General features: G+C 65.0%; 26 protein-coding genes. 6 read left to right on the top strand and 20 right to left on the bottom strand.

Features of this window, described 5'->3' with window-relative positions:
- Nucleotides 1–8: 8 nt before the first annotated feature.
- Nucleotides 9–1,880: a MobH family relaxase gene (mobH, locus tag J8I33_RS13240; RefSeq protein ID WP_209936581.1), complete on the bottom strand. Its 1,872-nt coding sequence runs from the start codon at nt 1,878–1,880 to the stop codon at nt 9–11.
- Nucleotides 1,881–2,239: 359 nt separating this feature from the next.
- Here mobH and J8I33_RS13235 point away from each other — a divergent pair, with 359 nt between their 5' ends.
- From J8I33_RS13235 to J8I33_RS13225, 3 genes are all read left to right on the top strand, one after another.
- Complete coding sequence (locus J8I33_RS13235) at nt 2,240–2,866, top strand: integrase (RefSeq protein WP_209936566.1); 627 nt, start codon at nt 2,240–2,242, stop codon at nt 2,864–2,866.
- Between the two features lie 12 nt (nt 2,867–2,878).
- A complete protein-coding gene (locus tag J8I33_RS13230) occupies nt 2,879–3,487 on the top strand; it encodes an RES family NAD+ phosphorylase (protein ID WP_209936560.1) in 609 nt (202 codons plus the stop codon).
- A 106-nt stretch (nt 3,488–3,593) separates the two neighbouring features.
- Entirely contained in the window at nt 3,594–3,950 is a 357-nt protein-coding gene (locus tag J8I33_RS13225; RefSeq protein ID WP_209936554.1) for a DUF3742 family protein, read from the top strand.
- On the opposite strand, the gene J8I33_RS13220 is transcribed toward J8I33_RS13225, so the two are convergent.
- The 5 genes from J8I33_RS13220 to J8I33_RS13200 are packed head-to-tail and all read right to left on the bottom strand — an operon-like array spanning nt 3,947 to nt 8,600.
- Entirely contained in the window at nt 3,947–5,452 is a 1,506-nt protein-coding gene (locus J8I33_RS13220; protein ID WP_209936546.1) for a conjugal transfer protein TraG N-terminal domain-containing protein, read from the bottom strand. The genes J8I33_RS13225 and J8I33_RS13220 overlap by 4 nt on opposite strands.
- Before the next feature lie 12 nt (nt 5,453–5,464).
- On the bottom strand, nt 5,465–5,827 hold the full coding sequence (locus tag J8I33_RS13215; RefSeq protein ID WP_209936539.1) for a hypothetical protein: 363 nt from the start codon (nt 5,825–5,827) through the stop codon (nt 5,465–5,467).
- The gene (locus J8I33_RS13210) at nt 5,824–7,236 is read right to left on the bottom strand and encodes an integrating conjugative element protein (protein ID WP_209936535.1); all 1,413 of its coding nucleotides are present in this window, start codon (nt 7,234–7,236) and stop codon (nt 5,824–5,826) included. The genes J8I33_RS13215 and J8I33_RS13210 overlap by 4 nt, the downstream gene beginning before the upstream one ends.
- A gap of 12 nt (nt 7,237–7,248) precedes the next feature.
- A complete protein-coding gene (locus tag J8I33_RS13205) occupies nt 7,249–8,184 on the bottom strand; it encodes a TIGR03756 family integrating conjugative element protein (protein WP_209936529.1) in 936 nt (311 codons plus the stop codon).
- The gene (locus tag J8I33_RS13200; RefSeq protein WP_209936526.1) at nt 8,184–8,600 is read right to left on the bottom strand and encodes a TIGR03757 family integrating conjugative element protein; all 417 of its coding nucleotides are present in this window, start codon (nt 8,598–8,600) and stop codon (nt 8,184–8,186) included. Before J8I33_RS13200 ends, J8I33_RS13205 begins: the two co-directional genes overlap by 1 nt.
- A 270-nt stretch (nt 8,601–8,870) precedes the next feature.
- On the opposite strand from J8I33_RS13200, the gene J8I33_RS13195 reads away from it, so the two are divergent.
- Both J8I33_RS13195 and J8I33_RS13190 read left to right on the top strand, forming a co-directional pair.
- Nucleotides 8,871–10,259 carry a kelch repeat-containing protein gene (locus J8I33_RS13195; protein ID WP_209936523.1) on the top strand — a complete coding sequence of 463 codons (1,389 nt, stop codon included), beginning with the start codon at nt 8,871–8,873 and terminating at the stop codon, nt 10,257–10,259.
- An 82-nt stretch (nt 10,260–10,341) separates the two neighbouring features.
- Nucleotides 10,342–10,710, top strand: a complete 369-nt coding sequence (locus J8I33_RS13190; protein WP_209936520.1) for a hypothetical protein — start codon at nt 10,342–10,344, stop codon at nt 10,708–10,710.
- Between the two features lie 80 nt (nt 10,711–10,790).
- Here the strand turns inward: J8I33_RS13190 and J8I33_RS13185 are convergent, their stop codons facing one another.
- The 14 genes from J8I33_RS13185 to J8I33_RS13120 form a co-directional block, all read right to left on the bottom strand.
- Nucleotides 10,791–11,546 (bottom strand): thioredoxin domain-containing protein, encoded by a 756-nt coding sequence (locus tag J8I33_RS13185; protein ID WP_209936518.1) that lies wholly within the window; start codon nt 11,544–11,546, stop codon nt 10,791–10,793.
- Nucleotides 11,547–11,570: 24 nt separating this feature from the next.
- The gene (locus J8I33_RS13180; protein ID WP_209936514.1) at nt 11,571–14,450 is read right to left on the bottom strand and encodes a conjugative transfer ATPase; all 2,880 of its coding nucleotides are present in this window, start codon (nt 14,448–14,450) and stop codon (nt 11,571–11,573) included.
- Nucleotides 14,450–14,881 (bottom strand): TIGR03751 family conjugal transfer lipoprotein, encoded by a 432-nt coding sequence (locus J8I33_RS13175; RefSeq protein WP_209936509.1) that lies wholly within the window; start codon nt 14,879–14,881, stop codon nt 14,450–14,452. The genes J8I33_RS13180 and J8I33_RS13175 overlap by 1 nt, the downstream gene beginning before the upstream one ends.
- Nucleotides 14,862–16,268, bottom strand: coding sequence for a TIGR03752 family integrating conjugative element protein (locus J8I33_RS13170; protein ID WP_209936504.1), 1,407 nt, complete (start codon nt 16,266–16,268; stop codon nt 14,862–14,864). The genes J8I33_RS13175 and J8I33_RS13170 overlap by 20 nt, the downstream gene beginning before the upstream one ends.
- A complete protein-coding gene (locus J8I33_RS13165; RefSeq protein WP_209936498.1) occupies nt 16,258–17,169 on the bottom strand; it encodes a TIGR03749 family integrating conjugative element protein in 912 nt (303 codons plus the stop codon). Before J8I33_RS13165 ends, J8I33_RS13170 begins: the two co-directional genes overlap by 11 nt.
- Nucleotides 17,166–17,861, bottom strand: a complete 696-nt coding sequence (locus J8I33_RS13160; RefSeq protein WP_209936491.1) for a PFL_4703 family integrating conjugative element protein — start codon at nt 17,859–17,861, stop codon at nt 17,166–17,168. The genes J8I33_RS13165 and J8I33_RS13160 overlap by 4 nt, the downstream gene beginning before the upstream one ends.
- Nucleotides 17,858–18,268, bottom strand: a complete 411-nt coding sequence (locus J8I33_RS13155) for a TIGR03750 family conjugal transfer protein (RefSeq protein WP_209936485.1) — start codon at nt 18,266–18,268, stop codon at nt 17,858–17,860. The genes J8I33_RS13160 and J8I33_RS13155 overlap by 4 nt, the downstream gene beginning before the upstream one ends.
- 13 nt (nt 18,269–18,281) lie before the next feature.
- Nucleotides 18,282–18,641 (bottom strand): TIGR03745 family integrating conjugative element membrane protein, encoded by a 360-nt coding sequence (locus tag J8I33_RS13150; RefSeq protein WP_209936479.1) that lies wholly within the window; start codon nt 18,639–18,641, stop codon nt 18,282–18,284.
- A gap of 11 nt (nt 18,642–18,652) precedes the next feature.
- Nucleotides 18,653–18,886, bottom strand: coding sequence for a TIGR03758 family integrating conjugative element protein (locus J8I33_RS13145; RefSeq protein WP_209936474.1), 234 nt, complete (start codon nt 18,884–18,886; stop codon nt 18,653–18,655).
- A complete protein-coding gene (locus J8I33_RS13140) occupies nt 18,883–19,269 on the bottom strand; it encodes an RAQPRD family integrative conjugative element protein (RefSeq protein ID WP_209936467.1) in 387 nt (128 codons plus the stop codon). Before J8I33_RS13140 ends, J8I33_RS13145 begins: the two co-directional genes overlap by 4 nt.
- Nucleotides 19,270–19,634: 365 nt before the next feature.
- On the bottom strand, nt 19,635–20,384 hold the full coding sequence (locus tag J8I33_RS13135; RefSeq protein ID WP_209936460.1) for a TIGR03747 family integrating conjugative element membrane protein: 750 nt from the start codon (nt 20,382–20,384) through the stop codon (nt 19,635–19,637).
- Nucleotides 20,381–22,582, bottom strand: a complete 2,202-nt coding sequence (gene traD / locus J8I33_RS13130; RefSeq protein WP_209936454.1) for a type IV conjugative transfer system coupling protein TraD — start codon at nt 22,580–22,582, stop codon at nt 20,381–20,383. Before traD ends, J8I33_RS13135 begins: the two co-directional genes overlap by 4 nt.
- 4 nt (nt 22,583–22,586) lie before the next feature.
- Nucleotides 22,587–23,135: an integrating conjugative element protein gene (locus tag J8I33_RS13125; protein WP_209936449.1), complete on the bottom strand. Its 549-nt coding sequence runs from the start codon at nt 23,133–23,135 to the stop codon at nt 22,587–22,589.
- Nucleotides 23,132–23,665, bottom strand: coding sequence for a transglycosylase SLT domain-containing protein (locus J8I33_RS13120; RefSeq protein ID WP_209936981.1), 534 nt, complete (start codon nt 23,663–23,665; stop codon nt 23,132–23,134). Before J8I33_RS13120 ends, J8I33_RS13125 begins: the two co-directional genes overlap by 4 nt.
- A gap of 327 nt (nt 23,666–23,992) precedes the next feature.
- Here J8I33_RS13120 and J8I33_RS13115 point away from each other — a divergent pair, with 327 nt between their 5' ends.
- A complete protein-coding gene (locus J8I33_RS13115; protein ID WP_245171976.1) occupies nt 23,993–25,747 on the top strand; it encodes a hypothetical protein in 1,755 nt (584 codons plus the stop codon).
- The last annotated feature ends 22 nt before the right edge of the window (nt 25,748–25,769 follow it).

The following is a 25,769-nucleotide window of genomic DNA, read 5'->3' as shown; positions in this document are numbered from 1 at the left end:
TCACGCGGTCATTCACCAGCAAGCCTGAGATAGGGATTGTTCACCGGGCTGTCGCTGAATAAGGGGTGGTGGCTTTGCAGCAGATAGCCATGCAGGCGTCTGGACTTGCGGGGCCCGGTGACCTCGCAAGTCCAGATGTTCAATCCGTCCTTTTGCTTGCGGTGCAGTTGCAGCTTTTCAAAGCGCTTTTGGACCCATTGCCAATCCTGCTGGCCCTGGCCCTCTTGCCGGGCCAGCACACCCACCTGCGGGTGCTCTTGTGCATAGCGCTGGAACACTCCGGGGCTGACCAGGTAGGCCGTGTCGCTCACGGTATGCACGAGTGCCTTTGCGTCGTTGATGACGAGCTTTCGTGAGGTGATGGCCAGCTTCAGCCAAGCCATGAAATGCTCGCCGGATGGTTGTTCCACCGTGGACGCTGGTGCAGGCGAGGGCGCAGGCGGTGGGGGCAAGGCCTCGGCCGGTGCGGGCATTGGCGCTTCAACGGGTGCGGCAGGCGCTTGCTCCGGGACGGCATCCGCATCTTGCCGGACGCCGGGTGCATCGCTCATGCCTACCAGCGCCAGCATGTCCGCGAGCACGTCGGGCGCGGCCTGGGCTGCAGGCGGAGGAACCGGGGCCAACGCCGAGCTGCCGCCGTCTTCCCAGGGGGCGCTCTCTGGCGTTGGGGCGGTTGGCTTTACAGTCGCTGCGGGCTGGGGGGCTGACGCGTCAACGTCTGTCTCGGCAGGGGCGGTGTCGATGGCTACCGTGCCAGCAAACGGCGCGGGCCGCTCGCCGATATCCCAGATCAGCGCAGGAGCGAGGCGCAGTACTGTGAACGAATGGGACCAGCCGGTCGCGCTGGTCACGGTCGCTCGCCATACCGCTTTGCCGTCCGGCGTGGGCTGCAGCATGCCGTGATCCTGCAGCACGTTGAACACGGCGGTGTTGTTCGCGGGAATACCGTCGATGCCTTGGGACAGCAGATGCGCACGCAGCTTGTCCGAGACAGTCTTGCTCACCAGCCACAAGGCGTCCTCGGTGAGCCAGCCATCGGAGGCTTCCGGCTGATTCAGTTTCAACGTTTCCTTGAGCAGATATCGCAGCCCGTCGAGCAGCTTGCGTTGCAGCGCATGCTTGGGCGCGGCCATGGCGCGCGCCGGGTCGCCTCCCAGCTCCTGGGCCACAGAAGCCCGGTCGGCCTGCACCACCAGTTCGCCCAACACGCCGGCATGCTCGTACTGGCCCGCCATGACGTAGAGCAGCGGGCCCCAGAGCGCGGGGTAGCCGCTGAGCCAGTCCAGGATATGGCGGTCGAGCAGCTGGTGATAGAGCAAGCCCGTAGCGGCGCCGTGCAGGCGGTACTCGCGGTTGTCGCGGTAGCGGAAGTGGTACGGCTGGTTCAGCGGGCCGTGCCACGGGTGCCATGTTGAGCCATCGGCCAGCTCGACGTGCAGGTCGACGGCGAGCTTGCCGATGTCATGCAGCAGCGCGGCGTAGGCGACGGCGGCGGTCCAGGCTTCGGATTGCGCCGCCTGGTCCTCGGGGCTGGCGCCAATGGGCAGCAGATGGGACTGCCGCAGTTTGAGCGCGTAGGCGACGATTTCCAGGCCGTGGTCGAGCATGCCCCCCGGGTAGGCATGGTGATGCGCCTCAGAGGCCGGGAATGCCTGGACCAGTTCCGCGTAGCGTTCCAGTGGTGTGCGGTACAGGGTGGCGAACTGCTTGCGCGACAGCGACGTGCGCTGCCAGATGTGTTCCAGCAGCCTCTGGCGGCGCGGCGTTGCCAGCAGAGACGCGGCCGACTCGGGCCGCAGCAATCCGGTGGGGAGCGTGGCGGCAGGTGCTGGCGCCACAGCGGCCACCGGGGGGCGTTTTCGCTGGAACAGGGAGAGCATGCGGTGTCCTGATGTTGGGGCAGGGCGGGAGCCTTTTTGCCTTTTCGGCCTTTTCGGGGTAGGGCCTTTCCCCTTGCTCCCATTCCCTTCCCCTTTTGGCCCTTTACGGCCCTTTGGCCTTTGACCATTTGGGTATAGCGCGGCGCGGGGCGCGGCTCCATCGTCAATGGGGAACCGGGCTGAATCGGATTGGGTGAGGGCCAGGCAGCGAGGCTGCCCTATGATGCGCGGATGCCGTCGCCAACCAGGCCGATGGAGGCCTTTGCCAGGGAGAGTAGCTTTGCGAGTTGTCAAAGTTGACAAACGAGACAAGAGAGACTAGAGTGGGTTTTGTCTCAACCATGCTGTAGGAGATGACCATGCCCACGACCCTTGAATTCATTGCCGACCATCTGCCTCGTGTCACGGTGGAGGATGTGCGCCGTTTCGCGGCGACTGTCGAAATCCTGGATGCTCGGGCTTTCGCGGCAGAGTTGCAGGCGTTCGTCCACGAGCGCGTGGAGGCGGTGGAGCTTCCCGCTGCCTTGGAAGAGAAAGCGGTGGAGCAGACCCTGGCGCGCAAGGCGGCTGCACTGCGCGCCGGCATGCGCTGGACGCCCGGCGAAACCGACATCCAGCGCGGCCGCGCCGTGTTGCTGGAGGCATTCGACCGGCCGCACAACCTGCCGCTGCCCGAGTTTGCCAAGTTGGCGGACAAGTCGCGCCAGCAAATCTATAAGGACATCCTGGCCCGCAGGCTGCTGGCGTTGAACGTGGGGCCGCGTGGCCAGAAGCTGCCCGACTGGCAGCTAGATCCGGTGAAGCAGCAGTTGACGCAGGCTGTGCTTCAGGAGGTCGAGGGCATCGACAACTGGACGATCTACCGTACGTTGTCCGAACCGATAGAGGGCCTGGGCGGGCGTTCGCCGGTGGAGGCGGTAACGGCGGGCTCGATCGACGACGTGGCCCGAGCCGTGTTCAACGTTCTGGGCGTGCATGCGCATTGAGATGGGGTTGGCGTGAGTATCGAGTTGCCACCGTTCCTGATCGATGCGGGTGAATTGCTTCAGCACGTGAGCCGTGTCGCGTACCGGGGCGGCCCGCTGCACTACGGCTGCGACGCCGCCAACCGCTACGATGACCCCGCACGGACCTATGGCGTGCTATACCTGGGCCGTGACCTTCCCACGGCGCTGATGGAGTCGGTGTTTCACAAGCACCAGTGGCTCGCGAACACGGAGCGCTCGATCGCGCTCAAGGAAATCCAAAGCCGGATGGTGCGCGCGGTGGGCGTCCTGCGCGAACTGCGCTTGGCAGACCTCACGGCAGCGGGTGTCATGGCGGGTTACTTCGGCTTGAATCTGGAACAGTTGGCCAGCAGGGACTACACGCATACGCAGCAGATTTCTGCGCAGGTGCATGCAATGCTCGGTGCCGATAGCCTCCCGCTGTTCGACGGCATGCTCTATCCGTCGCGCAACAATTATCCTTCCGCGAGCATCGCACTGTTCGAGCGGGCCAAGGCAAGGATTCGCGTCTTCGAGGACATTGATCTGGTTGACCATGCAGACTGGCCGCGTTTCGTTGCCACCTATCGCATCGGCGTGGTGCCCGATCTTGGTCCGTAGAGCCTGAGACGAAGCGTTTTGCCGCAGGTGAAGACACATCTACGCCGCAAGCAGGAGCGATTGGGGCAAACTGGAGCAGCTACCGCACATCCATGCGCTGACGATCATGAAGACGACAAAGCACACCAGCATCGCAGAACGATTCGGCCGCCGGCTTGGCCGCGGATGGCGTGCCTATGCGCGCGGTGAGCGGCGTGCGTCGAACTGGTTGGTGTCCAAGGGGATGCCGCTGGCTGGAGCCGCCGTACTCGTGTGGGCGGTCAAGCTGGCTGTGCTCGGGGTGTTGCTGTACACCACCTTCTGGCTGGCTCTGCTGCTGGTGTTCGTCATGGTACTTGCACGGGCTGCTGATAAATCCTCCTTGGAAGACGATGAAAAGGCGGAATGGCGGGTGGGCTGGTCCGGGTATGGTCTATATCGTGGCGAAACGCGTGTCGATCCCGGTCAGGATGACGATGCTTAGACTACCTTATTAGCGACTTTGCTCCCCGCGGCTTTGGCCCCATCGGTTGACGTTGCCATCATCTGAGCAATGTTGCCTACCCGGACACCCGCCCAGGCCAACGCCGCGACCCAGAATGCGGGCAGCGCAATGAACATCGTCCCCATGACGAAATTCAGCAGCATGTCGCCGAAGGCGTTGTCCAACCCCACCAGCGGATGAAAATTTTGGTGCGGCCGGTTCCAGCCGAAGCCCCAACCGTAGAGCGCGTCGAGGATGGTGCTGTCGATCCAGCGGGCCAGCTGGAACCAGAAGTCCACGAAGAACAATGCGAACTGCACGACGCTGACGGTGACGACCGTCTTCAGGTCGTAGGTGCCCACGACCAGCACCAGCGGGATGCAGATGACCAGCGCCATCTTGAGCAAGGCGAGCACCATGGGCAGCGCCTGGCGCACTACGTCCATGGCGGGGAACGCGGCAATCGCGCCGGCCGCCATCCCCACGTCGCCCGTGGCCCTTGTCACGATGTTGGGCAGGCTCTTGTCGATCTGGCCGCCGTAGTCGGTATAGACCGAGCCCTGGTTGAGCTTCTGCTGCCGCGGCGAGACGATGGCGCGGATCACCGAATCATCCACCTCGGCACGGCTCATGAAGCCGGCCCAGCGCGCCAGGCGTGTGAGCAGGCCCGGGTCTACCTGGCCCAGCAGCCGCGCCCGCAGGCCGTTGCCGCCATCGGCCCACCATTGCTTGCAGGTCGGGTAGCCGCCGCCGCTGGGCACCTGCGCCAGCCCCGCATCGCGAGTGCCGTTGTAGGGCCAGTCGACGCGCGGCGTGCTGGAGCGGTAGCTGTCGTAGTAGCCGGCCGTGTTCGTGAACATGCGCGAGCCGATCCAGGTCACGTCGTACATCTGCGCCTCGTCAAGCTGAGGGCGCTGCATGAACAGCTTGGCGCGGGCAGGTCCGTAGCAGTCGTGGGTGAAGTCAGCAACCTCCTGAGCCAACACCGGATCGCCGATGCGCGTGGCGTCAATCTCCATGCGCATCTGCCGAAGATCGGTGCCGCACGGAATCGCTGCGACCGACGCGCCAGTGACGGCGCGCGAGAGCGCGTGCATGAAGGCCCACCAGACTGGCACCTTGGCTGATTGGTTGTTGATGGTGCTGAAGGACTGCGACCAGCCTGTGTCGGCAGGCAGCGGCACGTTGACCTGGCACTGGGCCGAGCGTGCCTTGTCGTACCGGATGGTGTTCAGGTCGACATCGATGAACGGGATACCGGCGAACATCACGACCACGATGGCCACGTACACCCGGTTCTCGATGCGTGCTGCCGAGAGCACACCCTTGTTGCCTTCGTCGGCGCCTTCGGCGCGGGCCTTGAGCCACTCCTGCAGGATAATCGCCAGAAAGGGAATGGCGAACACGCCGCTGGATACCAGCACGGCCCAGATCCCGTTGTGGACGATCCAGGACACGAGGGTGAGGTAGTACTCCAGGTAGTCGGTCGTCAAAAGCGTCATGTTTCAGCCTCCTCACGCGCCGGCCTGCATCAGCAGGCTGGCCTCCAGCGCCACGATGGCGACGACGCCCGCGATCTCGCTTCGCATCAGGCGGCGCCGTGCCTGCACGTCTTTCTCGCGCGCCAGCAGTCGGCGGCGCATCCAGATCCAGCCGCAGGCCGTCGCCGCATAGAGGCATAGCCGCCACACCAGGAAGTAGCCTGCCGCGGCAGCCAGCCACCGCTCCCAGCTGGCAATGCTGCCGGCGAGGTAGACGCCGGCGATGTTGGCCGCCACGGCTGCGGTGAGGATCAGCACCGTTGCCAGCAGCGCCTTCGCCGTGCGCCGGCTGAAAAGCCAGTGCGGCCGCAGCCAGCGTGTGTGAATCAGGCTCATGGCTTGCTTCCCGGCTTGCCTTTCTGCAACTGATCGAGGCGGCCGGGCACCGTATCGCCCTCGTAGATGCCGCGCGAGCCTGCCGCGCGCGCCCCGTGGCGCTGGATGATCGCCATCGGCGAGTTGGCGGCCAACGTCCGGCGCAGCTCCAGTTCCGTCTTGAGGTTGCCGATCTCCTGCGCCAGTGCAGCGCTTTCCTGGTCTACGGCCTGGATCGCCAGCTCATTCGCCGAAACGTTCGGCTCCTTCTTGCCGGCGAGCAGCGTGCGCTGCAGCAGCAGGGCCTTCTCGAGCACGCTGGTCAGTGCCACCTCCGAGGCCAGGCGCTGCCCAAGCAGGTCTTGATCCGGCTCGTCGCGCAGCGCTTCGATGACGCCTCGGGTGATCGGGAGGGAGGCGGCGCCGGCCGCTTCCAGATTGGCCGCCGTGGTTGGTTTGGCGCGGCTGACCAGCGCCTGCAGCACCTTGACCTTGACTTCGTACTCCTCCTGAATCATCGGCGTAAGGCCCACGCCAGGCGTGGTCTGCGTCTTCGTGCATTGCTCGCAGGTGCGCTGCTCGCGCTCGCCGAGCACGCGGGTGGCCCAGGTTGCCGCGTCCTGCGGCGAACTCCAGGTCTGGCAGGTCAGCTTGTTGCCGCAGGCGCTCCTGCTGATGGGCGACGTGTCGGTCGCGCCGCGCCCGCTGAGCAGGTTGTAGCCGGCACGGGTGACGTCGCTGACGACCTTGATCGAGCTCTGCCCGTTGCCGCCCGCATTGCTGCCGCCAATCCACGGAACTCCGTTGTTGCCGCGGCTTTTCTCGGCCTTCTCGACGGCGGCCACGGCATCGGTACTGGACACTGCCTGCTTCAACGCCATGCCCTCCGCCAGTTGGCTCCAGCCGGTCTGCCCGCCGGCCAGGTCAGCCATGCGCTCGGCCATCGCGCGGCAGGTCAGCTTGGAGCGGTCGAAGTCGAGCCTGGCTTGCAGCACGCCGTTGGTCAGCAGGTTGTACAGGCCGGGGTCGGCACGCTGGATGATCAGTGCCGGCAGCGAGGCGACCGCGCTTGTCGCACTCTGGATCACGTTGCTCATGATCTGCTGAAAGCCATTCGTGAGGCCGTTGAGCTGGTTCTGCAGCGTGGCGGTGATGCTCATGTCGCCGCAGATCAGGTTGCTGTTCCAGCCGATCCCCACGCTCAGGCTTTGCATTTTGCCCGCGCCGCTCATCGATACCGCACGGCCGCCGCCGATGCTGTAGAGCACGTTGTCGCCGATAACGCTGCCCGAACTGCTGATGGTGCCATCGCCAATCTGAGTCTGTGCTGGGGCCGGTCCGCTGGTGAGTGCCAGTGCAACCAGCAGGATCGCGCAGCGCAATGTCGCGCGGTGACGGCCGGAGGAGAGATTGGGGGTAGGTTTCTTCATCGCCGTGCATCCTCAGAGGAAGTCCGTACTGCCCAGGAACGTCTGCCCCCGGCGTTTGCAGCAGCTATAGGGGCGCCACAGCGCCCAGGCGTAGTCGCCACGCTGGGCCTGGACCAGGAAATTCGTGTTGGGGAACACCACGCAACTGCTCGACAGGCGGGGCGTCAGCTCTTGCCACTTGCCCGTCGATGCCTGGCTTTCCACCAGGGCACCGGCCGGCCAGTAGCCGGGCCGCGCGTTCGCCAGCAGCGGCTGGTAGACGTGCAACTGCCCTCGGCGCGTGACGATATCGCCAGCGCGCTGGGCGACCACGGCGCTGGCTTTGTGGTCGTCTACCTGATGCAGGAAGCCGCCGCGTGGATAGATGTTTCCCCACAGGTTGAATGTCAGGCGCCCGCCGACCTCGCGCATGCCTGGTATCAGCGACTCCGGGTAGGCCAGCTCCGGTATGTTGTAGCGCCAGGCGATGGTGTCGAGCGTGCTGAGCAGGTAGGGCATGAGCGGCGTGCTGGCACCTTCGCACGTGTAGCCGAACGATGAGAGGAACTTGTTGAAGGCCGCGCCTGCCGGATGACCGATGACGTCGGCGTTGCGGAACTTGGCCAGGTTGTTCTCGTTGCTCTGGTTGGTGGTGCCGTCGCCGCCGCTTTGGGCGCTAGGGTTGGCAGGGCTCAGCAGCCGGGCTTCGATCCACGGGTTTTCGCCGGTGTTGGCGTAGCTGGACACCACAGCGTCCGGGATGTAGTGGCGCACCTTCACTGAGGTGCGAACGCGGCAGCCGCCGAGGCCGCATTGCAGCCAGTAGCAGATGCCGACCACCCGGTACTCGAGGCAGCCTGGCGAGAGCGCGGAGGCCGCGATGGTGGCGGTATCCAACGCGCACGCGCCACCGGACACCCCGAGCAGGAACGATGCTGCGGCAATGCGCAGACGGCGTGAGGCGATCATCAGTGCTCCTTCCTGTACTGCGCAATGCGGGCCAGCGCGATCGACACATCCGGCTCTCCGTAGACGACGTAGCTGTGCTCGACAACAGCGGCGGGCACTTTGGTTACTCCCAGGCTCCATGCCTCGGTTACCCCCTGGTAGGCAACCGCCAGCCGCCGCTGCAGTTCGGGGCCACCTTGCTCCAGTCGCCGCTGGACGATGGGGGCCGCTTTGCCGGCATCTCCCGGCAGGTCCGCAGCCAGTTCGGCCTCGAGCTGCGCCGCGGTGTCCAGCTCGACGACGACAGCACCGGCGGGTACGCCGCGAACCGGGTGTGCCCGGTCGGTAAAAACGTGGAGGTCGGCCGCCAGCACCGGCAATGCAGCGGCGGCCTGCAGGGCAAGCAATGCAGTGGCAGCGAGGTGAGGGAGCTTCATGGTGCGGCGCCTGGAATCGGGTCAGGCATGCATTGCACCGCATACCCGGCGAGTGCTCTACCAAGAATCCGTTTTCCAGATGCACCGCATTCCTTGGCGTTATGCGGGAGCCACTTTCTCAAGCTTCGATTGGGCTGAAAACTCCAGGGCAGATCAGCTTTGTGCGAATACACAGAGGTTGTCCAAAATCCGCCTGCATCTTGTCCACCACGCGTCAGCCAGCGTCTTTGCTAGACTTTCACCTTTCACGTGACGACGCCCTTCTTGGACATGCAGCACACGATCGGATTTTTGCGCGGGACGGCCTTGAGCTTCTTTGCCGCCCTTGCACTTTGTGGCCAGGCCGTGGGCCAGTCTGCGAACGGCGAAACTCAAACGACGAATGAGCCTCCCCGATGGAGGCTCACGAAACCGATGTTGACGTCACGCTTCGGTCATACCGCCGTTTCATTGCCTGACGGCCACGTGTTGGTGACCGGCGGTTTCGGGGGAAAGGGCGGCGGCAGGGTGCTGGCTTCCAGCGAGCTTTACGATGCCGAATCTCAGCGTTGGTTGAAGACCGGCTCTATGACGGTGCCGCTGCTTGCCGCCAAAGCCGTATTGTTGCGCGACGGTAGGGTGCTGGTTGCAGGTGGCCGGTCTGTGGAGACCATCACGGTTTCAACGGGGAGCGTGACTGGACTCTCATTTGATGGCACCCCGTTGGCTGAGATGTATACCCCCGAGCGCGGAGCATGGTCAGCGGTTGGGCCTATGGCGACGGGACGCCTGCGCCATACGCTTACCGCGTTGCAGAATGGCCGAGTGCTTGCCGTCGGAGGCCAGAGCGGCACCAAAGACGGTGGGGTCTATGAGGTTCTGGGCTCTGCGGAGCTGTTCGATCCCACTCAAGGTGCATGGCTGGCCACTGGGTCTATGGTTGCGCACCGTACTTGCCATACCGCCACGTTATTGTCAGACGGCAAGGTGCTTGTCGCGGGAGGGCGGACCGAGCGACCTACCTACGGCAGCAAAACGGCAACTTCATCAGCAGAACTATATGATCCGGCGACTGGCACCTGGACCGAGGCCGCCCACATGAGAGCGGCTCGCTGCGGTCACACGGCGACGCTCCTGCGATCGGGCAAGGTCTTGGTGGCAGGTGGCGAAGATGATGAGAGGGCCGACGAAGATGCGGTGGTCGCCGAAGTTATCAAGGAGAAGGGCCCCAATGTCACGGCGGCGGACCTAGATGCGGCCATTGCCAAGGACGCTCGGCCGTATCTGAATTCGGTGGAGATCTATGATCCGGCCACAGGCCAATGGTCATCCGCAGGGCGCATGAGTGGCGCTCGATCGGAGCATACGGCGGTGCTGCTGCCTAATGGGAATGTGCTTTTCGCGCGTGGTCGCGATAGCCGGAGCTTGGATCTGGATTCGGCTGAAATTTACGACGTGACGAAAGGCGCCTCCATCGCCACGGTGCCGATGCATGACGCCGTTGGAAGCGGGGCTACGCTTTCCTTGCTGCCTAACGGCAAGTTGCTGGCGGCGGGCGGCGATCGAGGTTATGTAGAGTCCAAGCCCGGCTTCAGGGAGCGGCTTGCGCGTGGAATTTTTCGGGAAGATGATTTTAACAACAACAGCGCTCTTGCTTCGGCAGAACTGCTGGACTACTGATCGTGTAGCGACACTCCTCACGCGAATTTTCCAGCACGAAACCATCGAGCAACCAGCTGCGGCAAATAAGAGGAAATTGCACGTGCCTTCCTGCCACATTCTGGCGGCCACATGTTTTCTGTTCGGCGCGGTCGCATCCGCCCAGGCGCAGACTTCCGGCCCGTTTGAACTGAAGTGGCCGCATCCCGGCGAAAAGCTCGTCTACCAATCGCGCGGCTGTGCCGATGAATGCTGGGAGGCGACGGTGGTGAACAAGCGCACCGGTGTCTTGCTCGCACGCCTGAGCTGTGACGGCACTGACTTGCCGCTCACCCTCCATGGCTACCGGCCTGCCGCGACGCCATCCCGCGTGGATCTCGGCGATTGCAGCCCTGATTCCTGGCCGCCCAAGGGCGTGAACAAGTTTCAGGCCATACCGGCGGAATTCGAGCGTTTGCTCAAGATGCGCTGATTTTGTGCGGCCGGCGGGCCGCGCCTGTCATCAAGCTCTTCACGCCCGACGCTCGCGCGATTTCGCTCTGCATGCCGGGGCTACTTGAGCAGGGAGCTGGCGATGCCAGCGGGCATTTCGGCCGCGGCAGGCTGGTCGCCAGTCGCGAGCATGTCCATGGCCGATAGCAAGGCATCGCCCTCGATCGGCCCCACCAGCAGGATGGCTTTGCCGGTTTCGCGATCTTGCAGCCGCACCGAGGGGGTGGCAGTCACGCCGCCCGTGATGGATTCCACAGCCTGCGCGCGGATCACCGCATCGGGGCGCTCGCTGGCCAGGCACTGCTCGATGGCTGGGGTGAGGCCGGGATAGCGCAGGCCGTCGGGCAGGCCCTGACCGTTGCTGCGCGTGTGAGCATAGACCCATTCGATGGTTTGCCAGAAGGCCGTCTGCCCACCCGATTCTGCAGCGCATTCGGCCAGGCGCGCTTCGGCCGATGCTGCTGGCTCATGCGCGGCCAGCGGCAGGTGGTGCCATTGCAGGGCCACGTCTGCGTTGCTGCTTACCCAGCGCTTGAGTAGCGGGAAGTAGCTCCGGCAGAACGGGCATTCGAGGTCCGCATAGAGCGTCAGCGTGAAACGGCCGTCCGGGTTGCCCAGCAGCCAGGGAGGCACGGCCCGTGGCGAGCCGCTGACCGGCGCGGAGGGCAGTGCGGGTTCGCCGGACGGCCGGGTCAGGAACCCGACCAGCAGCAGCGCGAGCCACCCGGCGGCCAGGAGCCAGAGCCGGCGAGTGCGCCAGCGCCGACGGCGGAATGACTGCACCTGCATCGGAATGAAAGGACGTTGGGGTTCCATGGCGTTCTCCGGCGGCTATTGCGGCTATTGCGGCAGATCCAGGGCAGGCGATCCGATGCCACGCGCTTGGTCGATCTTCTCGGCCACCTTGAAGGCCGCCTCGAGTTCGCTGACGCCGTATTGCTGCATGAGCTGGTAGCGCTCGGCTTTTTCTTCGGGCTCGGTTTGCGCGAGCGCGAGGTACAGGCTCGGCGGCACGGCGCGGAACAGCACCTCCATCGATTTCGACAGGATCACACCCTCGGTGAACTTGCCGGCTTCCTTGCGCGCCGAGAGCATCAGCGCCTTCTGCGCCGGGCTCAGCTCACGGAACCGGGCAATCTTCTCCACTTCGTCGGGCGGCATGCTCAAGCAGATCCACCACTCGATCATGTTGAGCATCGGCTCGGCGGCCTTCGGCAGGTCATCGATGTTCTGCGTCGCCAGCCAGAACCACGCCCCGAGCTTGCGCCACATTTTCGTGATCTTCACGATGTAGGGCGACAACAACGGGTTCTTGGTGATGATGTGCCCCTCGTCCGTCACGTTGATGATCGGCCTGCCCAGGAACTGGTCGCGCTCGGCGATGTTGTTGACCGTGTTGATCAGCGAGATATACGCGATGGACAGCTGCGCGTTGTAGCCCTCGCGGGCATACGTCGCCAGGTCGACCAGGGTGATATCGGCCTCGGGCCATGGGGTGCCGTCCCGGTCGAACATGTCGCCATCGGCGCCCTGGCAGAACATGTCCATGGCGTCGGCCATTTCCAGCAGCCGCGCGCGCCGCATTTCCGGCAAGGTGGGGTCCTGGCCGCGTGCACGCAACGCGTTGCGCACGTCACGCGTGAGCACGGTACGCTTCTCGGCCACGCAGCATTCAGCCGCATCGATGATGCATTGGCGGATCAGTGAGCGATCGGCCCGCGTCATGCGTGCCTCTTCCTTGTCTTCGCCGCCGGTGATCATCAACCGTGCGGTGATTTCGAGTTCGCCGAGCACGTCGCGCTGCTCGTCTGCATCGGTGACAGCGGCTTGTGGCGGCGGGTTTTCGTCCAGCGCATCGGCATCAAGCGTCTGCACGTCGCTGGGTGTCTCGATCAGCCGGCGTGCATCGGCGAACGGCGCGAGGGTGACGCCAGAGCCGGGTGCCAGCCTGACGCGGTTGACCGTCAAGCCGAGCTTGCGCGCGAACTCCGCGAACAGCCCGAAGCTGTTGCCTGCCTCGACGATGAACAGGCGGGGGCGGTAGAGCGCCGTGACCTGGTTCAGCAGGTTGTTGAGCGTGGCGGACTTGCCCGAGCCCGTGGGACCGAAGAGAAACAGGTGGGCGTTCATCTGCCGGTCGAGGCGGTTGAGCGGATCGAAAGTAATGGTTCCGCCGCCGCGGTTGAACATGGTGATGCCAGGGTGTCCCGTGCCCTGGCTGCGTCCCCACACCGGTGAGAGGTTCGCGGCATGTTGGGCCAGCATCAGCTGGGTGTACCACCTGCGCCGGTCCTGGGCGGGGTTGTAGCAGCACGGCAGCCAGCGCAGGTAGCTGTTGAGCGGGGCTACCTCATCGTCCTCGCGCACCGGCTGCAGGCCGGCGTTGAGCATGACGCTTGCCAGATCCAGGCCGCGCCGGTCCAGCTCTGCCTCGTCGCGTCCGCGCAGGTAAAACGCGAGGGTGCCCCGGTAGAGCTTGTGCGCGCTGCCGATCAGCGAGCGCGCCTCCTTCACGTCCCGCAGCGTTTGCTCCGATGCCAGGGTTTCGCCCACGGCCTTCTTCGCCAGATGGTTCAAGTCCGACTCGAGCACATCCTGGGGCGTTGCAACAAGCGTCAGACACATCGTCGTGTCCTCGGGCATCTGGTCGAACAGCGTGTTGATCGCATCACCCTTGCGGGTCTCGCCGGTCAGGTGCCCGGCGCCGGGCGGCATGCGCAGCCGGTCGGTAACGAGCACGCGGTGCGGCATGCCGTCGAAATACCAGGCCCCGTGCTCCACGTCCGAGCGCGGCTGCCCGAAAAACAGCCGTTGGCTGAAATCCCGCCCGCTCGCAAGCTCGATCTCGCCTTCCTCCGATGCTTCGGGGTAGCGCGCCAGCGAATAGAAACGCTCCCGGTCCTCGATGGCCGCTCCGAGCATTCCGGGGTTGGGGTTGAACCAGTGCAGCAGCCAGTCATGAATATCCGCCGCGCCCAGGCGCCGGGCCTGGATGCCTGCGTTGGCCAGCCCGCCACACAAGCGGTCGCAGACGATGCCCAGCACCTGCTCGGGCGTCTGGCCGCGCCGGGCGGCTTGTCCAGTGGCGCGGCGGTAGACGACCATTCGCACACGCCGGGTCTGGCCGCGCCAGGGCAGCCGAGTGACCACGGTGTCCTCGAACAGCCCGCCTGGCTTGGCCACAGCGCGCAGGTGGTGACCGAAGAAGCGCAGGTAGAACTCGGTGAAGTCCGTGCCGCGGGCGCGCGGCTGCACGTAGTCGCGCAGGGTCTGCAGGTACTGGTTGAAGCTGGGCTCGTCCTGGGCGTAGAGCTGCAGTACCCAGGGGTTTTCGTCCAACTCGTCGAAGCTGTCCTGCAGCGCGTTTTCCAGTGCGTCCCTGGCCTGGGCCAGCCAGGCCGGCTCGCGGCCCTCGGTGCCCAGCGGCACCAGCTCGAAGAAGGCGGCCACGGACTGTCCGTCCTCCAGCAGCATCGAGTTCGACCCGGGCAGGAACTCCACCCAGGGCAGTAGCCCGACGAACGATGGCGCCACCTCGTACAGCGCCTGCTCGTCGGCCACGGTCGCCGGCCTGCGGCCCTGGACCGCCGAGCCGGGTTCGGGGATGCCAGCCTGGCGCAGGGATTCGACGTGGCGCTGCCAGCCGTCCGGCTGCTCGTCATCGAGTGCCTTGCTGGTGTCGACTGCGCCCAGCCTTGGCCACGGGAGTTTCCACCGCATCAGTAGTCCTCCACGCGCTCGCCCGGCATGGCGTACTGGATGCGCTGGTACAGGGGGAAGACGGTCGCATAGCCCGGTACCGGCACAGGGTCGGTGCCTGTCAGATGCGGATAGACATACATCACGAGATCGGGATTGGGCAGGCGCTTGAACTGGCGTTGCACTTCGTTGTGCGCGGTGCGCGTGAAGCGCGCTTGTTCGGCAGGCGCGGCCTGCATGTCGATGCCGGTCAGCGGCCGGCGCAGGCTTTGGCGCGCATCGAGCAGTTGGCGGCGCACGGCCGGGCCCGCGCCGTCGCCGGCTTCCCGTTGCCAGATGTCCATCATCGTGCTGTCGCCATGGGGCAGCAGCTTTTCCTTGCTGGTGGCGCAGCCGCCGAGCAGCGCGATGGCAATGGCCAGCGCGAGGCCCTTAATCGAGTTCGAGTGCATGGCTTTCTCCGGCGCGGTGATCGACCTTGCGGCCCTCGGGCTCGTAGTCGATGGCGATGGGTTTTTCGAGGTGGACGGCGACCTTGGCGCCGGGCTGTACGTAGACGGCCGCGAAGGCCTGGCCGTAGAGTTTGTTGATCCACGCTGACATGTCCTGCACGCCGGCGGACAGGATGCGGCCCACGGCCTCGTCGCCGGTGATGCCGACGGTGCCCAGCGAGCCACTGCCGTTGTTGCTCACCGACACGCCCTTGTCGGACTTGATGAGCGCGGCAGCGCCGGCACCAGCCGCGGTGACCAGGGCTTGCGTGCCGAGGTACTGCTGCGCGTTGCTGCGCCGCTCGCCGCTGACGCAGGGGATTCCGTGGGGATCGCTGATCCAGCCGAGGCCGTCGCCCTGGTTATTCTGTTGCTTGCCGTCGCTGTCGTCGGGCACGGTACGGACGGTTCCGTCGCGGAAGACGAAGGTGATGCTGCGCACCTGGCCGCGCACGCACGACAGCGTCCAGTCGCCCGAGGCCGTGCCGCTGAACACGGCGCCGGCCACATCGGGAATGTCGATGCCGTTGGCGGTGAGGTTGTCGGGGCCAACCAGTACTTTGAACGGATACGGGTCGTTGACCGTGCCGTCGATCGGCACGCGGCCGATCAGCGCAGTCATCGCCACAGAACCCATGAGGGTCGAGTTGGTCGGCACCGTGTAGACGGGCTTGGTACTCTTGGCGCCCGCGGCGCGGGAACCGGCGTTCGCCACGGTGTCAGCGGTGCTCTGAAGCGTGCGCTGGGCCGGACCGAAGCTGGTCGGGAAACTCATGCCGCCATTCGCTTTGCCGCGTCCATCGGTCTGCTTCGCATCGTCCGGCTCCACCCAGCGCGTGCCGCCTTCCACGCCTTTGTCGTCGCCGTCACGCAGCCCCAGGCCCACCGGCAGGTCGGCGTGGCCGCCATCGCGTCCGCCGATGCCGTCCAGGCGCCGCTGCAGGTCGGCCAGCAAGCCCTCGGTCTGCTGGCGCTCGCTGGTCGCCTGCTGCTGGTCGCGCTGCTGGTTGGTACGCTCGGATTCGAGCGCGGCACTGATGCGCTGGTCGATCGATTCATCACGTTGGCGCAGGCGCTGGTTCTCGGTGCGCTGGGCCTTGTTGTCGGAGACGGCGGTCTGCAGCTCGGTGCGCAGTTGCTTGACCTGCGCCACCAGCGTCGCCACCGTGTCATTCGGGGTATCGCCTTCGATGCCCAGCGCCTTCATTTCCTCGGCGGTCAACTGCGCGTTCGAACCGGTACGGGGCGGCGTGGAGGCATCGCCGCCCGAGAACAGCCGAATGCCGATGAACAGCACCAGAAGCCCCACCGGGATCATCAACCACTTGAGCAGGCCGTTACTGCGCATGATGGGCCTCCTTGCCGTCGCTGGCCTCGGGCGGCGGCAAGTGCGCGGCCGGGTCGAAGCGGTGGATGGCAGGCAGCAATGATTGCGCGAGGCCGCGGCCGCGCGTGACCACGTACAGGACGGTGGTGTCCTCGGGCGCGCCGTGCGGGCCGAGTGCCTCGTGCTGGAATGTCGCCGTGAGCAAGTCGCCCTGCAGCGTGCGTGGGTCGAGCGTGATCCAGCCAGTGCTGGTGTTGGTCAGGCGCACGGCCGTCACCCACTGGTCTTCCAGGCGCCAGGAGGCGAGCGCGGTAGCGCGCACTGGCAGCGTGGGCATCAGCGTGCCGAGGTCCAGGTCGCGGCGCAGGTTGACCCGCATGACGCCCGGCAGCGGCTCCACGGTGCGCAGCGGGGCATACAGGTTCTGCGCGGCGAAGCGCGTCAGCACGACCGGAATCGGGGTTTCGCGCCGAGCACGCACCCGGTCGCTGGCATGTGCCGGTGCGTCTTTGTCGGCCGGCTGGTCGCCGTAGCGTGCAGGGGCAGTGTCGCTTTCGACGATGCGTACAGGCTCCAGGGCTGGCTCGCCGTCCTTGGCTGGTTCGGCGGCAATGTCCAGCAGGATCAGCGCGCCGGTATCGGCGTCTTGCAACTGCAGTCGCGTGGGCTCGATCGGCTCGCTCGCGCGCAGGTACACCGCGCCGCCGGCGCTCTGCACGCGCAGCCGCTCGCCAACGCCGGCCGGGATGCCGACGCGCACGTTTCGGTCGATGAATACGATGCGCTCCTGGCCGACCCGCAGCGGCACGGCAAGAGGCATGCGTTCCCAGCGCAGGATCTCCAGCGCCCGGGCCTCGAGGGGAACGCTCACGGCCAGCAGTCCCAGCAAGGCGAGCAGGTGGTGCCGGAAGGGGTGTTTCATTGCTTGTCTCCTTGAGGCGCATGCGGCACCAGGCTGCCTTGGGCGGATGCTGGGCGCGCCGGCTCCGGCGTGCTGATGCGCTGCGGTGTGCCGTCGTAGCAGTCGAGCGCGAGGCCAAAGGGGTTGCGTGCGGGGTTGACGTCCACCCGTGTGACCTTGATGGGGTAGCGGACCAGGGCGCGCTTGATCTGCTCCGAGCCGTAGTACTCGTCGGCGTTGAGGTCCAGCGTCACCACCCAGTCATTGCCGGAAACCAGGCGCACACGCGCCGTTGGGTCGTCGCCATAGCCACGGCCCGGAATCTCGTAGATGCCGCGCACGCGCTGGCGCAGTTCGCCCGTGCTACGCCGGGATTCGAAATCCGCCTGTAAAAAGGCTCGGCACGATTGCGTGAGGTACGGCGACAGCGCATGCAGGTTGCGCGGGTAATCTTCCTCACCGTTCGTCGGCCAGCGATTCAACTGCTGGAACACGTAGAACGTGAAGGCGTACACGCTCTCGGGGGGAACCTCCCACCATTTCCGGGTGCTGCCCGAACGCAGGTCGGGAGGCACGTGGATGGTCAGGTCGCGCGGTGCGCTCCACCATCCGCCGCCCATCACCAGGGCGACGATGAACAGCGCTCCGGCGCCCAGGCGCAGCGTCTTGATGTGTGCCTGCAGGTGGGTGATCTCGTTCTTGAAACGGCTCATCGCGCCTCCTTTGGCGTGAACCTGCGGGTGGTCCAGAAGCCCGAGCGCGAAATCAGCCGCTGGCCGCCCACCCAGCGGCTCACGAGCGGATACTGCGTGGCGACGTGCCACTGCAACTGCCGGTGCAGCCAGGTATCGGGCCGGCCGCGCTTGAGCCGGCGCAGGACGCCGCCGCCGACAAAGATGCCGAGGGCTATGCCAAGGACGACGAAGGTGGGCGCCAGCGCGATCGTGTGGAACACCCAGGACAGCGGCGCGCCGATCAGCAGGCCCGCGGCGCCGGACAGACCGCAGCAGAACCACAGCTCGTCCGCCGTGAGGCCGCGCACTACCACCGGGTGGCGGTTGAGCCGGTGCGGCAGGAACGTCACGGTCCCGTCGGCGCGGATGTGCTGGTGCTCGGACATGGCCCGCACCTGCTTACAGGACGCCAGTGGCTTCGGTGAGCAGCCAGATGCCGATCACGAGCAGCACGGCACCGATGGCGACGGTGAGGCCGAACTGGCCCCAGGTCTTCTTGCCGGTGTGGATTTCCGCGTAGGTGCCGTAGGCGTGGTAGCACACGCCGACGAACATCGATGCCACCACCAGCAGGGCCACGAGCATGACGATGTCGTAGCCATAGTTGCGAATGGTCTGCATGATGCCGCTGCCGGTGCCGCGCGATGGATTTTCCAGTTTCGGCAGTCCCTGGGCGAATGACAGCGCCGGCAGCGCGGCGGTGGCCAGGGCCACGGTGGCGCGCTGGGCGAGGCGGGAGGTGAGGGTGCGGTTTCGCATGGTCGGTCCTTTCAAGAGAGGAGGAAGAAGGTCAGCACGAGGTACATCGCGACGAAACGGATGCAGACGATCAGGAACTGGCGTTGGTTGAGGCTGTTTTCCGCCCATCCGACATAGGCCGTCCGGATTGCCCACACGCCCCACACGAGCAGTACGGCGAAGACGATGCCGACCAGGACGGTCGCCATCGCCGAAGGCTGGATGCCGCTGTTGGCCAGGAAAGCGGTGGTCTGGGCGCTGTTCATGGCCGGCGCTCCTGCGTTGGCGCCGATGGTGCCGGTGGTGCGGTTCGCTCGGTGCGGTACTCGCCAGCCAGCTCGGCGGGATCGCGTGGCTGAGCGCGCGATGGCGTGAGGTGGTGCTGGATACCGGTGCGCACGCGCGCCAAGTCAGCCAGGAGCCGTGGGTAGTCGAAGTGGTAGCGCTCGCCCGGCGTGATCGGGGTGTGTGCGGCGCTGTCGGCGACCGTGCGCTGCAGCGCGTCGAGCTGGCGCAGCGCGGCGGTCAGCTCCTGCCGCTGTGTCGGCGTCTCGGCGTGGGTCATCTGCGACTGACCTGCCAGCAGAGCCGTCACGAGAAAAAAAGGCACGCCGCGATGCGCGGCGCGCGGCCAGATCGAAGCCACCATTGCACCATTCCTGTGTGATCAGCAATGGCTCGATCGTGGAGCCCGGGAAGGTTTCAGGCCGCAAACAATAGGAACTCGCAGGGAACCGGATTGATGGGCCAGGGCCTGTTCACATAACGCACGGGGATCGCGTTGCGCAGCCTTGGGATGGGATGCAAGGCGCCGGTCCGCAGCAAGGTAGGTACCTTGCAAGGAACGGCAACGCCGCAGACCGCCCAAGGCTGCACAACCCGAAGGGCAAGCCAGGCACGGCCGCCACTGCGTCGTTGCGCTCCTTGTGCGGGTATCTACCCGCACTACGTCGCACGCCTAGCATTGACAGCCCTGCCTGGCTTGCGCGACCCCGTGGGTTATGTGAGCAGGCCCTAGAGATATTTCTTGAAACTGCCCGCCGTGAGGCTCACGGCCAATCCCAGCAATACGGCACTGGGCAGCAGGATGACCAGCGGATGCACCGAGACCGGCAGCGCGAGGTAGGTGACCCAAGGCAGCACGGCCAGCGGTATCAGGCTCGCCTTTGCGCGGTGGTAGAGGAAGCCGGATTCACGGCCCGCGCCGAAGCGGCGCACGTCGCGCCGCACCAGACCGTCGATAAGGCCGACAAAGGCAGCCGTGCAGATCAAGGGCAGCGTAAGTGCCAGTACCAGCAGCCTGACCAGGAACATCAAGGTGGTGAAGGCTGCGGCGATGAGATAGTTCTCGGCCCAGACGTAGGCCTGGCTGATGAAGTAGCGGAAGTTCCGCGCCTGCCCCTGGCTGGGCGCGCGGGCGCGTTCGGCGGCCTGGCTCATGCGATCTTGCAGCCCCGAGCGCACGAAAACCCATTGGTAGCCGGTATCCACCAGCGAGTGTGCGGTGCGCCCAGGCTCCTGCACGACCACGCTGCGGGTGAAGTGGCTGGACAGGTGCCCGAGCTCGTACTGGAGCATCTCCTGCGAGTGCCGCCAGCCCTGATCCTTCCAGAACAGGTGCATGCCCACGCACTCCACGATGATGGAAAACAGCAGTGATCCGATCAGCACTCCGAACATCCGGAACGGCAAGCCGATGGTGCCTGCGATCAGGCCCTGCCGGCGGTTCTGCTCGCGTTGCGCGGTGGAGGCCGCATCGCTCATGGTGTGGCCTCGTCGTTGACATCGTCTCCTGCCGTGTCGTCCACGCCGGTGGCGGGGGCGGGTGCCCCGGCGGCCACCGCATCGAGCAGGTCGTCGGGCAAGGCCGCGTCCTGCAGGGCAGGGGAGCCGGTGAACGTCCACCACTGGGCTGCGTCGGTGTAGGTCTGGCGCATGTAGCCGGCGAGCTGCTGCAGATCCTTGGGCATGACTTCGTCCGGGTCCGCCGCGGGCAGTGGCATCCTGATCTTCCAGAGCTGCCCGCCCTGCATCAACGCGAAACACTGGCCCTTCGGCAAGCTGACGACGTGCGCGGGCTCGATCATCGGTACGCTGGACATGCTGATGCGGTCCTGGGTGTTCGAGGTGAAATCCGTCGCGCCGCGGATATCGGAGCTGTCGGTCGCGCCCGAGACGATGGTGGTGGTATAGACCTCGACCTTGGGCAGTTGCCGGGTCAGCAATTCGGCGGTGGCCGTCTCGCGCACGCGCAGCATGAACAGGTTGTTGAAGTTGCCGATGACCTGGCCGGCCTTTGCGCGGTTGCCGATGCGCGCTTCGATGTCGGAGAGGGTCTGCGTGTACGCGGTGACCTGTAGCCCGGCACCGCCGCCTTTGTTGATCAACGGGACGAACTCGTCGCCCATCAATTCATTGAATTCGTCCGCGTGCACGTTGATCGGCACGCGCGTACCCGCCGATGCACCCGGCAGACCATCGTCGATGCCGTGCTTGTAGATATGGCCGGCGACCGACACCAGATCGGAGAACATGGAGTTGCCGACCGCCGCCGCAACCTCGGCATCGGACAGCGCATCCAGGCCCACATAGACGACGGCGCGCTTTCTGATCACCTGCATCCAGTCGAAGATCGGCCGGGGGTCAGCCAGGTCGGCGTAGTGCGGCGCCAGGAGCTGCGCGGTCTTGCCACTGGTGAGCTTTTCCAGGAGCGGCAGCAGCGATGCGACGATCTTGTCGAAGTAGGTCTTGTCGTAGCGCACTGCCGAACGCAGGCCGTCGAGCACCGGGTCATAGTTGCGCACCTGCGAGAGGTACTGCTCCAGTGCGACCACGCGCTTCTCGCGCCCGATCATGTTGCGCGGGATGTTCTTGTCGTTCAGGCGCCCCTCGAGCTGGACGATGATTTCCCAGGCCTTGGGCTCGGTCTTGGCGAAGTAATGCTGGGCGTACTCGATGAACAGCGCGTCGATATTGATGACGTGTCGCTGGATCAGCATGTAGTCCGGGCGCTGCCCCAGCTCGACCAGGGCGCGGGCGATGATATTGACGAAGCGCCAGGCAAACTCGCGGAACGCCGCACTGTTGCCTTCGCCGGAAAGCTGGCCGGCGATTCGTGTAGCGACTTCGCTGATGCGCCCGAAGCGGCCCACTGCGTTGTAGCGGGCGGAGATTTCTGGCCATCCCAGATGGAAGATGTAGAACTCCCCCTCGCGGCCTGCGCGCTTGGCCTCGACGTACATGCGCTTGAGCAGATCGGCATCGCCCTTCGGGTCAATGACGATGACGACCTCGTGCTCGCCGGCGTCGTTTTTACGGCGGATGTCCTGGGTGACGAACAGCTCGGCGAGCCGCGTCTTGCCCACGCGCGTGGTGCCCAGCACCAGCGAATGCCCGACGCGCTCGCCCAGCGGCAGGCTGACGTCCACTTCCTCTGGCTCGATGCCATGCAGGCGCGGCAGGCCCCCCACGGGCGGCAGTGGCCGCACCGGGTTGAACGGCACGTCCCAGCCAGTGAGCCTGGGCAGGCGCGACAGCGGGAACGGCGCGGATTCCAGCCGCTCTTCCAGGCGCCGCGCCAGCCGGTATGCCGGAGTCGGCTCGACGTAGTTGCGGAATTCCGGCCGGTAGGTCTGCATGAGCCTATGGGTGTGCTTCTGCTCCCACATGAAGCCGCGCCCGATAAAAAGCCGCTGCTGGCTGACCGGCACGTCGCGGCTGGTCATCACGTAGCGCGGCAGGCGGCGGATGTTGCGCCGGTAGCGCAGGATCACGCGGGCGTCGCGGTATCGGATGGCGCCGTAGGCGCTGAACGCCAACGCGCTGCCGATGCCCATCGCCGGGCTCAGCGCGAGCGACCACGGGGCCGCCAGGGAGAGAAACGCGGCACCTGCACACGCTGCGACGGTGTATAGCTCCACCGCTGGGCGCAGCAGGACTTCGACCGGTTGTTTTCCCGCCATGGCGTCATTGCTCGATGCTGGTGGCCGTGATCAGCGCCGGGTAGTGCCGCAGACCCAGGCGTTCGGCAAGGTCATCGCCGGCTACGGGTGCTAGCGGCACGCCGGGCACCAGCGCACGCAGGCGCGTCAGGGCCTGCATGGTCGCGACATTGACCACCAAGCCGGTCGCGCCGCGCTCGCGCAGCGCGGCGGCATGGCGGCGCAGCCACGCATGCGATGCTTCGTCATCGCCGACGACCACGAAAGGCCGAAGGCCCGGCGCCTCGATTACCCGCCGCGTGACGGTGCCGGGCGTGAGCCTGGCGCTGCGCACCGGCAGCATCGCGGCCTCGTCCACGGGTGCCACAGGAGCCTGGGGCAGTGGGATGGGCGAGCGCGCAGCGCCGTTTCCATCTGGCTCGTGCGGCTGTGGATTGAGGGCTTCGTAGTACGGCAGCGTCGAGGCGCCGCCGCGGTCGTCGACCACGATCAGCGGCGTTGCCTGCGGCTGGGCGCCGGCGGGCGGCAGCCATACGGCAAGCGACAGGGTGATGAGGGAGGCGGCGGGTTTCATTGTTTGGAATCCTGAATGAAAACCACCGAAAGCCCTGGAGCCAGAACCTTCGACAGATGGCGTTGCACGTCTCGTCGGTAGCGCGCAGCAGGCGCGCCTCCTGCCGGCCGGTGGTAACGGCCGATCGCGTGAATCCAGTCCTCGCCCGGGGTATGCTGTTCGCGCAGGATGGTCGCGGCCAGTGCCAGGTTGCGGTACGGATCGAGTAGCTCGCACGGCGGGACGCCACGGTGGGCCTGGTGGCCGACGTTGATTTGTCCCAATCCCACGTCAATGCGCTTGGCCGACGTTCGGTGCAGCGCCTCTTTCAGGCCCGTGCAGGCTGTCTGCCGTGTTCTGTAGCGCAGCGAGCTGCCTGCGACGTTCAGGGTCCATGGCCATGGACGCAGTTGCCCGCGAATCCGTGTGCCGCTTTCCTGCAGGGCCACTGCGTACAACACGGGTGACGGCACGCCGGCAGCGTGGGCGGCCAGTTGATAGGCTGGCGGCGGGATTTCGGCTGCAGCTCCAGGCGTTGGCGAACAGAGCATGCAGGAGGCTATCCCGACCCAGAGCCACAGGCGTTTCAGCGAGCCGACGGGGGAACACCGGCATTGAACGGAATTGAAGGGCACCTGTACTGGCTCCGTAATAGCGGCAAGGAGCCTTACTTTCGCCAACCTGTAGCTGCCCGGCAGCAAACAATGCGGCGCCGAGCGGTTCGGATTCACTTGCAGGTGGCACGAAAGAGCAATACATCGGTAGACTCAGCCAGATAAGCTTCGAATGGGATCTGCTTTTTGACTTTGCTCGTGCCGCAGGCGTGAAGTGACTGTGCCGATGACGTGTAACTTTTGATATGCCAAGGACGCATACCGATGATCGATTACCTGGCAGCTTTTCCGATTCCCGCCGCGTTGGTGCCTGAGCGACTGCGTGAACTCCTGGAGCCTGTTGGAACCAATCCTGCGACTCGCGTGGAGGTCAGCTCTCACACGGATCGAGATATCTACGGGCCGGCCAATGAGACCGTGCAGATGTTGATGGCGGTGGTTCCGGACGACGGCCGACCGCTCCCGGTACTGCATAGCGATCAAGGACTGGTCGCTCATTCGACGCCGGTGATCGGAGCAAAGGGTAGCCAGCAAGACTTCGTGCCGAATGTGTGCGGCCACGACTACATTGTGGCGTCGTGGGGGAGCGGTTCTTTTTCTTCCTACCACCTGGCGGAAAAGGTGTGGATGGCATTAGGCCTGACGGCACGCAGTATCGGAAATGAGCACCAGTGCCTCATATACGACGACCTTGATCTTCCTGAATTCGGTGTCGCGCAAGGCGAGATTTCCAGCCAGTACTACTTCCAATCTTCTCGCGACGTCCGTTGGTTTATGTCCAACGAGTACCTCCGCAAGTATTTGTGGCTACGAGGCGGGCGCGGTGTTCGCCAGTTCTACTACCAGGCAACCTTGGCGGATACACCAGAACTTCAGGCCTTCATGAAGGGCGAAGATATTTTTGTGCTGGAAGTTGCAGGCGAGTGGTGCGACGGTGAAATCCAAAAGACCGACGACGCCTATCTGCTCCAGGTGTGGGCTACCGTGGAAGCTGTTTCGTGCGAGCTATGTCCAGACCAGACCGCTGAAGGACTCGAATGGCCTGGTGTGGCGGGGGGAGTCACACGTGCGGTCGCAAATGGCCTGTTTCACGCGGAGAGCGTGTATCTCGACGATCGTTTCCTTGAACGGTACGAGCAGAACAGCCTCTACGACACCACGCCCGTTCGTATGTACGAAAGGTGGAATTGCAGCCCGTCTTACCTGGGGCAATGGGCCTTCAGCGATTGCAAGCGCGTCGGCCGAAATCTGATCAAGGTGCAAATCCGAGAGCTATACAAGGGTATGCCGGACCGTGAAATTCTCCATGCACATAGGCACGTAGTCGATCCAGCCATCGTGGCCCAGCGAGATCTCGATGAAGAGCACATCGTGTCGAAGGTGTCGAGGCTCCTCGATCAGTGGCTGGAACTCGGTGACAACCTGTCGCGACTTGCGGCAATACTCGATATCGAGAAGTCGCCGGAAGAAATCACCGGGTTCTCGCGTCGTGAGGTGCAGGACAACGGCTGGCTCCATTACCCGCGACTTTCCAAGTTGGCACAGACGGCGCCGCTGGAAATGAGCCAGCAAGATTTTCTCGCACGATGCAAATCCATTCATGAGTTCTGGCAGAAATTGCCTGACGGATTTCTCAGGAAAATTCTGGTGGCGGCAGGTGTACCGCAGAAGCGGATATCAAATCTCGCGAGCCTTAAATTGCTGCAGGCGCTGCAGATCGTTCTGGCCAGATTGGATGAGAATGAAGAGGCGTCTGCCGCCTTCCGGAGCGATGCCGAGCCCGAGGGCTGGGATGCAAGAGGCAAGGCCGTCTCTATGTTGTTCCTCACCAATGACCTGCGCATTGCTGATGCGCATGAAGTTGCGGGCGGTATCTTCGAGCAGATGCAGAACCAGGGATTTGATACGGCAACGCTGAACCAGGGTTACGGCAAGGCACTCGATTTCGTGTTTGACGGCGTCATCAAGGCGTTTGCCTCTATCAATCAACCGTTGGGAAGCATCTTGGCTCGGGGATGATAGGGAGCCGGGGGAGGCTCCG

Source organism: Burkholderia sp. AcTa6-5 (assembly GCF_017815075.1).
Lineage (GTDB): Bacteria > Pseudomonadota > Gammaproteobacteria > Burkholderiales > Burkholderiaceae > Burkholderia > Burkholderia sola.
The sequence above is the reverse complement of the archived record's forward strand: the minus strand, read 5'-3'. Positions and strand labels throughout refer to the sequence as shown.

Excerpts from the sequence above, each read along its gene's own strand:
- mobH (WP_209936581.1), bottom strand. The coding sequence starts at position 1,880 with ATGCTCTCCCTGTTCCAGCGAAAACGCCCCCCGGTGGCCGCTGTGGCG.
- J8I33_RS13235 (WP_209936566.1), top strand. The coding sequence starts at position 2,240 with ATGCCCACGACCCTTGAATTCATTGCCGACCATCTGCCTCGTGTCACG.
- J8I33_RS13225 (WP_209936554.1), top strand. The coding sequence starts at position 3,594 with ATGAAGACGACAAAGCACACCAGCATCGCAGAACGATTCGGCCGCCGG.
- J8I33_RS13220 (WP_209936546.1), bottom strand. The coding sequence starts at position 5,452 with ATGACGCTTTTGACGACCGACTACCTGGAGTACTACCTCACCCTCGTG.
- J8I33_RS13215 (WP_209936539.1), bottom strand. The coding sequence starts at position 5,827 with ATGAGCCTGATTCACACACGCTGGCTGCGGCCGCACTGGCTTTTCAGC.
- J8I33_RS13210 (WP_209936535.1), bottom strand. The coding sequence starts at position 7,236 with ATGAAGAAACCTACCCCCAATCTCTCCTCCGGCCGTCACCGCGCGACA.
- J8I33_RS13205 (WP_209936529.1), bottom strand. The coding sequence starts at position 8,184 with ATGATCGCCTCACGCCGTCTGCGCATTGCCGCAGCATCGTTCCTGCTC.
- J8I33_RS13200 (WP_209936526.1), bottom strand. The coding sequence starts at position 8,600 with ATGAAGCTCCCTCACCTCGCTGCCACTGCATTGCTTGCCCTGCAGGCC.
- J8I33_RS13195 (WP_209936523.1), top strand. The coding sequence starts at position 8,871 with ATGCAGCACACGATCGGATTTTTGCGCGGGACGGCCTTGAGCTTCTTT.
- J8I33_RS13185 (WP_209936518.1), bottom strand. The coding sequence starts at position 11,546 with ATGGAACCCCAACGTCCTTTCATTCCGATGCAGGTGCAGTCATTCCGC.
- J8I33_RS13180 (WP_209936514.1), bottom strand. The coding sequence starts at position 14,450 with ATGCGGTGGAAACTCCCGTGGCCAAGGCTGGGCGCAGTCGACACCAGC.
- J8I33_RS13175 (WP_209936509.1), bottom strand. The coding sequence starts at position 14,881 with ATGCACTCGAACTCGATTAAGGGCCTCGCGCTGGCCATTGCCATCGCG.
- J8I33_RS13170 (WP_209936504.1), bottom strand. The coding sequence starts at position 16,268 with ATGCGCAGTAACGGCCTGCTCAAGTGGTTGATGATCCCGGTGGGGCTT.
- J8I33_RS13165 (WP_209936498.1), bottom strand. The coding sequence starts at position 17,169 with ATGAAACACCCCTTCCGGCACCACCTGCTCGCCTTGCTGGGACTGCTG.
- J8I33_RS13160 (WP_209936491.1), bottom strand. The coding sequence starts at position 17,861 with ATGAGCCGTTTCAAGAACGAGATCACCCACCTGCAGGCACACATCAAG.
- J8I33_RS13155 (WP_209936485.1), bottom strand. The coding sequence starts at position 18,268 with ATGTCCGAGCACCAGCACATCCGCGCCGACGGGACCGTGACGTTCCTG.
- J8I33_RS13150 (WP_209936479.1), bottom strand. The coding sequence starts at position 18,641 with ATGCGAAACCGCACCCTCACCTCCCGCCTCGCCCAGCGCGCCACCGTG.
- J8I33_RS13145 (WP_209936474.1), bottom strand. The coding sequence starts at position 18,886 with ATGAACAGCGCCCAGACCACCGCTTTCCTGGCCAACAGCGGCATCCAG.
- J8I33_RS13140 (WP_209936467.1), bottom strand. The coding sequence starts at position 19,269 with ATGGTGGCTTCGATCTGGCCGCGCGCCGCGCATCGCGGCGTGCCTTTT.
- J8I33_RS13135 (WP_209936460.1), bottom strand. The coding sequence starts at position 20,384 with ATGAGCGATGCGGCCTCCACCGCGCAACGCGAGCAGAACCGCCGGCAG.
- traD (WP_209936454.1), bottom strand. The coding sequence starts at position 22,582 with ATGGCGGGAAAACAACCGGTCGAAGTCCTGCTGCGCCCAGCGGTGGAG.
- J8I33_RS13125 (WP_209936449.1), bottom strand. The coding sequence starts at position 23,135 with ATGAAACCCGCCGCCTCCCTCATCACCCTGTCGCTTGCCGTATGGCTG.
- J8I33_RS13120 (WP_209936981.1), bottom strand. The coding sequence starts at position 23,665 with ATGCTCTGTTCGCCAACGCCTGGAGCTGCAGCCGAAATCCCGCCGCCA.
- J8I33_RS13115 (WP_245171976.1), top strand. The coding sequence starts at position 23,993 with ATGATCGATTACCTGGCAGCTTTTCCGATTCCCGCCGCGTTGGTGCCT.